This is a genomic window from Cytobacillus firmus (assembly GCF_023715565.1).
GTDB classification, from domain to species: domain Bacteria; phylum Bacillota; class Bacilli; order Bacillales; family Cytobacillaceae; genus Cytobacillus; species Cytobacillus firmus_C.
In genome coordinates this window covers 1-8,289 of sequence record NZ_JAMBOJ010000106.1, presented here as the reverse complement: position 1 = coordinate 8,289, position 8,289 = coordinate 1, and the positions used below count along the sequence as shown (strand labels likewise).

Here is an 8,289-nt window from a genome sequence, read left to right as displayed (position 1 = left end):
GTGGAAGTCATTCACGGTAGAGAAGATGAGGAAAGTCATCGTATGAGAAATCGGAAAAGCATATTTTCAGCCGAAGTGTAAAAAGGAAATGAGCAAAAAGTGTAAAATTCGACTTGACGTCTACAAGGTATCCTTTTTTTCTATTAAGTAATTATTGATTAAATGTTCACACAGAATATCGCTATCAAAAATTATCTTAATATTATCCAATTCAAAAGGAATCTGTGATTGTTGAAGGGCGTTTAATGTTTGAATAAAGTATCCTTTTTTTTCATTATCAGGAATTCCGCTACTAGTACCTTCCCCAAAATGATAATCAATAACAGCATCAATGTTTCTGTTAATTTCCCTTTTGTTTAAAAAAGTTAGGTTTGTTTTCTTTGAGACAACGCTACTCAATATTTTTACAACCCCTTTCGATAATTACTGGTTAGGGGCAAGCCCCTTATGACTTAATAGGGGGCTTTCCCCAATCAAATCACTGCTTACTCCTCGCTTGTTTTATTACCTTCATCATGTAATTGCATTACTAGGACGACAACAACACGTCTTCCTTTTTCATTAAAATGGTTCTTTGAGAATAGCTTTATGTTTTCATTGATTTTAGACATCAGCCCACCTCCTTTTTCCAAATTCAGAATTATAATACAATATTCTGTTTTAAATTTCAAATATTTTCTATTAATTTAAAATATTGTAATTATTTATTTTGTTGTTTTATAATTATTTTATTAAATCTATTTGAAAAAGAGAGGAGGGTTTAGTATATTATCAAATAAAAAAGCGAGGGAGTATGCTTACATTAACTTTCCAATGGCAACTGTTTTAAAAGAGAACTTAGATAAATACATCTCACAAAATTACAATATTAGTGTATTTGAATTTATGGGGAATCTTTTTGATATTAAATCTCTAAGCAGACCCGTTAATCTAGATTGTATGAATTGTCACTTAGCGCATTTCTCACTTTGTTGTGATGGCTCTCCCTATCCCCCAACTAAGGAAGATATTAATAAGGTATACAACCACGTAGATAATATTTTTAAAGAAACTCAATCAAATTCCGACTATTTTAAATCAAAAAAATATTATAGTGAAAACGGGATATTAGATAAAAACGGAAGCTTTATAGAGCATTGTGGGAAGTGTATATTTTCAATTAAAATAGGTGAAAAAGGCTCACATGGTTGTGCAATTCATGGTTATGCAATAAAGAACAATATAAACTACACAAAACTAAAACCCAAGGGTTGTATGATGTATCCTTTAGATATAGTAAAGTTATCAGATAATAGTGATTTTGTTTTTGGTGCTGATGATAATACAGTACTTGATGTCGTAAAACTAACTGAAAATGATGAAGTTATTTTATCAACAGTTAATGATAATAAAGGTTTCAGCAGATGGAATAAGTTTGATTTGAACTATATCTGTTTGAACAAAAATCATCGTAAACTCATCATGGATACTAGGAAACCACAGAGCGAATATAGTAAAGCATCACTTCCTGATGGTGTGTTTGTTTTAGATGAATACGTTCCTGCTTACGAACAAGAAAAACGATTTATAAAAGAATTATATGGTAATGAGACATATGAGTTTATTAGATCAAAAAGTGAACTACTAACTGAAAAGGGAATGCTCTCATTTTAGAATAGGAAATGTATTAAAAGTTTGACATTTCCTATTTCATAGAACTGTTGATTGGAAGGAGAACATGAATAAAACATTAGTCAATTTTATTGCTAGCTCTATAGTAGTATTAGTTCCTGGCAACAGAATTCTTTAAAGGGTTCTGCCTTTTCGTCGAAAAAGCAAATTGAGAGCTGTCTCCTCCAGAGAACTATTTGATCGAATTATGGTATTACTTTTAGGAAATCAACATATTGAAACTGATATTAGTGGAGTTTAATAAAGATTGAGTTCTCATTTTAGGAATACCCAAAAGCCCAATTTCTTTTGCGTTATACCGAGAAATTGGGCTTTTTATATTGGAACTTCCTTAACGTTGTAAATCCGCATTTTCCTGACTATACCCCTATGTACAGGTAACTCTTGCCGTAGCCAGATGGCTGAAGGTTGGGCAAAACAGCATTTAGGTGATGAGTGGAATGTATATAGCGCAGGAATCGAAGCACATGGTTTGAATCCAAATGCGGTAAAGGCAATGAAAGAAGCTGGCATTGATATTTCCAATCAGACTTCTGATATCATTGATCCTGAAATTCTAAATAATGCTGATTTAGTTGTCACACTTTGCGGAGATGCAGCTGACAAATGTCCAATGACTCCTCCTCACGTGAAACGCGAACACTGGGGATTTGATGATCCTGCAAAAGCAGAAGGAACAGATGAAGAAAAATGGGCGTTCTTCCAGCGTGTGCGTGATGAAATTGGCGACCGAATTAAAACGTTTGCCGAAACAGGAAAGTAAAAGAAAATAGCCAAGAGAAATCACTCTCTTGGCTATCCTTTCATCTTATATATAAGTATATGCTTATTTAATTGTAAGGGAGCAAAAATCATGAATAAAATTGAAATCTTTGACCCTGCGCTATGTTGTCCAACGGGTGTGTGCGGACCGAGTGTAGATCCAGAACTAACCAGAATGGCATCGGTTGTCTTCGCATTGGAGAAAAAAGGCTTTGATATTAAACGATACAACCTGGCCAATGAGCCAGCTGTGTTTGCAGACAATAAAGAGGTAAATAAGGTCCTCCATGAAAAGGGACCTGATGCACTGCCAGTTACGTTATTAAACGGAGCAGTCGTGAAGGAAGGAAAGTATCCTTCAAACGATGAACTTGCACAGTGGTTTGAAGTGAAAGTCGAAGATCTCTCTCTCAAAAAGCCAAACGTAAAATTCAAGCTGATCTGAAAATAGGAAGGAGGAAAACTCATGTTTCAACCTTTTGATACAAGGGCGGTAACGAATACGAAATTTCTTTTCTTTACAGGAAAAGGAGGAGTAGGAAAAACGTCAACGGCTTGTGCTTCGGCTGTCAAGCTTGCTGATGAAGGAAAGCGGGTTCTGCTTGTCAGTACGGATCCTGCATCCAACTTGCAGGATGTTTTAGAGGTAGAGCTAACAAACACACCTATGCCTGTTCCTGGGGGTTCAAATCTTTCTGCCTGTAATCTTGACCCAGAGGAAGCTGCCCGCGCTTATCGCGAAAAGACGATTGGACCTTATCGCGGCAAGCTCCCAGATTCAGTAGTGGCAACAATGGAAGAACAGCTATCAGGTGCCTGCACGGTTGAAATTGCCGCATTTGATGAATTCACTAGTTTGCTTTCAGACGCCTCCGTTGTAGAGGCTTATGATCATATTATTTTTGATACCGCACCAACTGGCCATACTCTTCGTCTCCTTCAGCTACCAACCGCCTGGAGCGGCTTTTTAGAAGAAAGTACGCATGGTGCTTCATGCCTGGGGCCACTCTCAGGACTTGCGGAAAAGAAACAGATTTATTCCATTACGATGGAAGCTCTTGCTGATTCGGCTCAAACCACATTAATTCTTGTGGCAAGACCAGATGAATCTTCTTTAGTTGAAGCAAGCCGTGCCTCCAAAGAATTAAAAGAGATTGGCATCAAGAACCAGAGTCTGATTATAAATGGATTAATGCAGTCCCATATTCATGATGATGAGGTTTCAGAGTCACTCTTCCATCGTCAGCGGAACGCCTTAAAACGGATGCCAGACGACCTGAAGCAAGTGGCGACTTATTCACTGCCATTTGTTTCGTATTCTCTGACAGGACTTAAAAATCTTCGCTATCTGTTTAAGCAGTTTATTCTGCCAGAATCTGAGATGGGTTTTGAAAACAGATCGATCAGTCTGCCAGGATTAAGTGATGTTATTGAAGATTTTTCATCCAGTAATAAGCGAGTCATCTTTACAATGGGCAAGGGCGGAGTCGGCAAAACAACAATGGCATCTGCTATCGCGGTCGGCTTAGCAGAAAAGGGCCATAAAGTCTATTTGACCACCACGGATCCCGCTGCTCATCTCGAATTTGTTTTCCAGAATAGTCAGCTGAATCAGAACCTTAGCATCAGCCGCATCGATCCGAAAAAAGAAGTTGAGGCGTATAAAGCCGAGGTAATGTCCAATGTAAGTGATGAACTGGATGATGAGTCTTTAGCTTATATAGAAGAGGATTTAAATTCTCCATGTACAGAGGAGATTGCGGTATTTCGGGCATTTGCAGAAGTAGTTGAGAAATCGAAGGATGAAGTGGTGGTCATTGATACCGCTCCATCAGGACATACCCTCTTGCTACTGGATGCAGCACAGTCCTATCATAAAGAGCTTGCGCGCTCAACGGGTGAAGTCCCTGAAAGTGTAAAAATGCTGCTTCCAAGGTTAAGAAACCCAAAAGAAACAGGTGTGGTGATCGTTACATTGGCTGAAGCAACTCCTGTACTGGAAGCTGGCCGTTTGCAGGATGATTTAAAGCGGGCAGATATCACGCCTAAGTGGTGGCTGATTAACCAAAGTCTATATGCAACAGAAACAAAAGATCCTGTTCTAAAAGGAAGAGCAAGTGCTGAGATCAACTGGATTGAAAAAGTGACCAATGAGCTAAGTGAAAAATGTGCCATTGTTCCATTACAGAGCGAAGAAGGCACTGGATACCAGGAATTAAAGAAGTTTATTAACCAATAGCGGAGGGATTAAGATGGAGAAGGTCGTTATTTTAGGGACAGGTCCAGCAGGATTAACCGCAGCCATTTATTTAGCGCGTGCAAATATGAAGCCAATAGTGATCGAGGGTACCCAGCCAGGAGGACAATTGACGTTAACAACCGAAGTAGAGAATTTTCCAGGGTTTGTTGATGGTGTGATAGGGCCTGAATTAATGGACAATATGCGAAAGCAGGCAGAAAGATTTGGAGCCGAGTTCAAAAGAGGATGGGTTACGGAAACAGATCTTTCCAAAAAGCCATTTACACTAAAAGTGAGCGGTTTAGGAGAAATACAGACTGAAGCGCTGATTCTTTCCACGGGTGCATCCGCTAAACTTCTAGGCATTCCTGGAGAATCAGAAAATATTGGACAGGGAGTCAGCACATGTGCGACCTGTGACGGATTCTTTTATCGCGGCAAGAAAGTGATTATCGTTGGCGGAGGAGATTCGGCTATGGAAGAAGCCAATTTCTTAACGAAGTTTGCTTCAGAAGTGACCGTTGTTCACCGCCGTGACGAACTTCGGGCATCAAAGATTATGCAGGACCGTGCAAAGGAGAATGAGAAAATTTCTTGGGCGCTCAACAATACACCGATTGAAGTCGTTTCAGATGGAGCGAAAGTGACAGGCTTAAAAGTTCGTGATAATGAAACAGGGAAAGAAAAAACAATCGAAACAGACGGGATATTTGTAGCGATTGGACATACTCCAAATACGGCTTTCCTCAATGCACAAATCGAAACGGATGAAACAGGCTATATTAATGTTGTACCTGGAACAACGGAGACCAATATCCCTGGCGTTTTTGCATGCGGTGATGTACAGGATAAGAAATACCGCCAGGCAATTACAGCTGCAGGAACAGGATGCATGGCAGCACTTGATGCCGAACGATACCTGGAAGGAACGGCAACACACGATTGGAGCAAATCACTATAAAAGGAGGGAGCATCATGACAAAAAACTATCATGAATTAATAAAAGATCGTATTTATATTGGTGGAGCAGATGATGTAAAAGAGATGTTGAGAAATGAAAAAGCAGAGGTAATTTTTGATTTGCGGGCAGAGGCTCCAGAAGTGGACTATGATCGAATTCATAGTCCCATTGTGGATGATGCAGAAAATCAGGATGAATCCATTAAGCAGTCTATTGAGCATGTGGTAAATGCCTATAATGAGGGAAAAAAAGTGTACTTCCACTGTGCGGGAGGAAGCAACCGCACTGGAACTGTTGCAATTGGATCATTGTTATCGCTAGGAAAAGCTAAGACTATCGAAGAAGCAGAAGCGATGGCGAAGACCGCACGTCCTAAAATCAATGTAAAACCAGAAATGAAAGAGTCCCTTCATCGTCTTTTCCCTAATGCTTAATGGTAAAATGGTTTGAGGCTTCATTTAATATAAATTAGAGGTGAGGAGAATATGAATATTACAGATCAGGCTCGTGATTTCTTGAAACAGTTGTTTGAAGAACACAATGCCAAAAACGTACGTTTTTATTTTGCAGGCTTTGGCTGAGGACAGCCAAAGGTAGGACTGGCTCTGGATGAGCCAGGTGAAGAGGATAAAATTAGTGAGATTAACGGCATCACAGTGGCAATTGATCCTAACATTGAAAACGTAACACAAAATCTTGTTTTGGATTTTAGCCAAGAAGCGAATGGACTTGTGCTAATGGGGAATGAAAGTGACTGCTGCTAGGATTATTGAAGGAGCTTGGTGAACACCAGCTCCTTTAACTTTCCAAAAATTACTCTAATTCACTGTTACTAGCATTCGCAAATGCAAACACATTGATTTTGTTTGCTTGGTTCTGAGGCTTCTTTTACTGAAGAGAACTTCGTGACAAGTTTTATAAAAATGGATTCCTCGTTTGAGTTTGCAAATTTCCATGCCTCATTAGACATTCTTTCAATTTCCTGCTGTTTTGTTTTAATGATCAATTCATAATTGTAATAATCCATCTTTAACTCCTCCTTGTTAATCAAAAAAAGTTGATATATACTTTAAAAAAATTTAGCAGCAAGTAGGTTTAAACAAGCAGCATAACTCTGAGGATAATAAATGATTCAATTCTGCTTGATTCAGCTCGTAAAAACTCCAGGTGCCTTTTGTTTCTTTTTTGATGATATTGGCATCCAGTAAAATTTTTAAATGATAGGATAGTTTGGATTGGCTCATTTCCATTAGTGGAGCGAGATCACATACGCACATGGAGCCATTCTGGGTTAATATATTCATAATTTGAAGCCGTTTTTTATCTGCTATGGCTTTAAACTTTCCCTCATAATGCTCAAAAAGTTGGTCCGTCGATTGATGTTGATTTGTCATTTCTGATTTCATTGCAACCACTCTTTCTTTAATCAAAAATTCTTGATGAGTTAATCATATATCCAAAATTTTCATATGTCAATCGGTAAAATCAAAATAATTTGATTAATAAGCAAAATAGATGATTATCATAATGTTAATTTTTCAAGGTGAGGATTTTCATTAATTAGATTTGAAATCCATCGATAAAAACCATTAACTACTTTAAAAATAATTAATCAAATTATTTTGATAAATAGGTTGCATTTAGAAATAATTGCTAATATACTTTAATTATAAATCAAAAAAAATTGATTTATAGTCAAAAACTAAAAAAGGGAGCTGTTAAAGATGAACAAGTTTACTGGAAAATCCTCTAAGTGATCTGGCTACTGTGATAATGAAATCAAGGAGGCAACAACACAGGAAGACCACTGCTGCGGCACATCTGATGAACAACAGTCCTCTTGCTGCTAATATAAAAAAAATTTTAAAGAACCTAAAGGAGCGATTAGTATGAAGGTACATGTAGGAATTAATGTAACGGACTTAAATCAATCAATTGAATTCTACTCAAAGGTATTTAATACTGAACCAGTGAAAGTAAAAGAAGATTATGCAAAGTTTTTATTGGAAGATCCAGGTCTTAATTTCACCTTAAATTTAAAGGATGAGGTTTCAGGAAACCAGGTGGGGCATTTTGGTTTTCAGGTCGAAAATCTGGAAGAAGTTTTCCAGCACAAAGAACGATTAGAGAAACTCGGTTTCTTTGCCCGTGAAGAAATGGATGTTACTTGCTGCTATGCTACGCAGGATAAATTTTGGGTGACGGATCCTGACGGAAACGAGTGGGAATTTTTCTATACTAAAGCTGATGTGGAGTCAATGAAGACTGATTCCTCCTGCTGCACGCCCCAACCAGTCAAAATTGAAATTAATAACTCTTTGTGCTGTTCATAATGGCAAAAAACGCTGAGATTCTCAGCGTTTTTCTTGTACCTCTGGCATTGAAGAGAAGAAGGGGTCTAAATGTGCCATGCGAGGAAAGATATTAGATATGAAGATTTGATGTGGAATTTATTAATTCTACAGAAATAATAATAAAAATAACTTTTGGATGAGTTTGTGAAGTTATGTACTTAAACAAACGGGGGCGTTCGTATTATAGAGTTAACCAGTTTTTACTGGTTGCTCTTTTTTTTATAGGACCTATTATTTCAGTAGCCAGGGTAGAACGTACGGGTGCGTGGGAGGTAGATCTCGTCAACTAAACTGTTCGCCCC

Annotated in this window: 11 protein-coding genes and 1 pseudogene; 8 read left to right on the top strand and 4 right to left on the bottom strand. The window is 38.0% G+C overall.

Features of this window, described 5'->3' with window-relative positions; translation table 11 throughout:
* Nucleotides 1-81 (top strand): annotated as a pseudogene (locus M3205_RS24680) (ATP-binding protein); the annotation flags it as partial.
* Between the two features lie 39 nt (nt 82-120).
* On the opposite strand, the gene M3205_RS24675 reads toward M3205_RS24680, so the two are convergent.
* Nucleotides 121-399: a hypothetical protein gene (locus M3205_RS24675; RefSeq protein ID WP_251172294.1), complete on the bottom strand. Its 279-nt coding sequence runs from the start codon at nt 397-399 to the stop codon at nt 121-123.
* A gap of 86 nt (nt 400-485) precedes the next feature.
* Nucleotides 486-611: a hypothetical protein gene (locus M3205_RS25730; protein WP_256815743.1), complete on the bottom strand. Its 126-nt coding sequence runs from the start codon at nt 609-611 to the stop codon at nt 486-488.
* Nucleotides 612-813: 202 nt separating this feature from the next.
* On the opposite strand from M3205_RS25730, the gene M3205_RS24670 reads away from it, so the two are divergent.
* The 6 genes from M3205_RS24670 (at nt 814) to M3205_RS24645 (ending at nt 6,067) form a co-directional block, all read left to right on the top strand.
* The gene (locus tag M3205_RS24670) at nt 814-1,653 is read left to right on the top strand and encodes a hypothetical protein (protein WP_034297793.1); all 840 of its coding nucleotides are present in this window, start codon (nt 814-816) and stop codon (nt 1,651-1,653) included.
* 361 nt (nt 1,654-2,014) lie between these two features.
* Nucleotides 2,015-2,434, top strand: coding sequence for an arsenate reductase (thioredoxin) (gene arsC, locus M3205_RS24665; RefSeq protein WP_396106407.1), 420 nt, complete (start codon nt 2,015-2,017; stop codon nt 2,432-2,434).
* 90 nt (nt 2,435-2,524) lie between these two features.
* Complete coding sequence (arsD, locus tag M3205_RS24660; RefSeq protein ID WP_251172292.1) at nt 2,525-2,878, top strand: arsenite efflux transporter metallochaperone ArsD; 354 nt, start codon at nt 2,525-2,527, stop codon at nt 2,876-2,878.
* A gap of 21 nt (nt 2,879-2,899) precedes the next feature.
* Complete coding sequence (arsA, locus tag M3205_RS24655) at nt 2,900-4,672, top strand: arsenical pump-driving ATPase (protein WP_251172291.1); 1,773 nt, start codon at nt 2,900-2,902, stop codon at nt 4,670-4,672.
* 13 nt (nt 4,673-4,685) lie between these two features.
* Nucleotides 4,686-5,633 (top strand): thioredoxin-disulfide reductase, encoded by a 948-nt coding sequence (trxB, locus tag M3205_RS24650; protein WP_251172290.1) that lies wholly within the window; start codon nt 4,686-4,688, stop codon nt 5,631-5,633.
* 14 nt (nt 5,634-5,647) lie between these two features.
* Complete coding sequence (locus tag M3205_RS24645) at nt 5,648-6,067, top strand: protein-tyrosine phosphatase family protein (RefSeq protein ID WP_251172289.1); 420 nt, start codon at nt 5,648-5,650, stop codon at nt 6,065-6,067.
* Nucleotides 6,068-6,465: 398 nt separating this feature from the next.
* Here the strand turns inward: M3205_RS24645 and M3205_RS24640 are convergent, their stop codons facing one another.
* Nucleotides 6,466-6,660, bottom strand: a complete 195-nt coding sequence (locus tag M3205_RS24640; protein WP_251172288.1) for a hypothetical protein — start codon at nt 6,658-6,660, stop codon at nt 6,466-6,468.
* A gap of 52 nt (nt 6,661-6,712) precedes the next feature.
* Entirely contained in the window at nt 6,713-7,039 is a 327-nt protein-coding gene (locus M3205_RS24635) for an ArsR/SmtB family transcription factor (protein ID WP_251172287.1), read from the bottom strand.
* A 483-nt stretch (nt 7,040-7,522) separates the two neighbouring features.
* On the opposite strand from M3205_RS24635, the gene M3205_RS24630 reads away from it, so the two are divergent.
* Nucleotides 7,523-7,966, top strand: coding sequence for an ArsI/CadI family heavy metal resistance metalloenzyme (locus M3205_RS24630; protein WP_251172286.1), 444 nt, complete (start codon nt 7,523-7,525; stop codon nt 7,964-7,966).
* Nucleotides 7,967-8,289 lie beyond the last annotated feature (323 nt).

Excerpts from the sequence above, each read along its gene's own strand:
- arsA (WP_251172291.1), top strand. The coding sequence starts at position 2,900 with ATGTTTCAACCTTTTGATACAAGGGCGGTAACGAATACGAAATTTCTT.
- M3205_RS24645 (WP_251172289.1), top strand. The coding sequence starts at position 5,648 with ATGACAAAAAACTATCATGAATTAATAAAAGATCGTATTTATATTGGT.
- M3205_RS25730 (WP_256815743.1), bottom strand. The coding sequence starts at position 611 with ATGTCTAAAATCAATGAAAACATAAAGCTATTCTCAAAGAACCATTTT.
- M3205_RS24635 (WP_251172287.1), bottom strand. The coding sequence starts at position 7,039 with ATGAAATCAGAAATGACAAATCAACATCAATCGACGGACCAACTTTTT.
- M3205_RS24670 (WP_034297793.1), top strand. The coding sequence starts at position 814 with ATGGCAACTGTTTTAAAAGAGAACTTAGATAAATACATCTCACAAAAT.
- M3205_RS24640 (WP_251172288.1), bottom strand. The coding sequence starts at position 6,660 with ATGGATTATTACAATTATGAATTGATCATTAAAACAAAACAGCAGGAA.
- M3205_RS24630 (WP_251172286.1), top strand. The coding sequence starts at position 7,523 with ATGAAGGTACATGTAGGAATTAATGTAACGGACTTAAATCAATCAATT.
- arsD (WP_251172292.1), top strand. The coding sequence starts at position 2,525 with ATGAATAAAATTGAAATCTTTGACCCTGCGCTATGTTGTCCAACGGGT.
- trxB (WP_251172290.1), top strand. The coding sequence starts at position 4,686 with ATGGAGAAGGTCGTTATTTTAGGGACAGGTCCAGCAGGATTAACCGCA.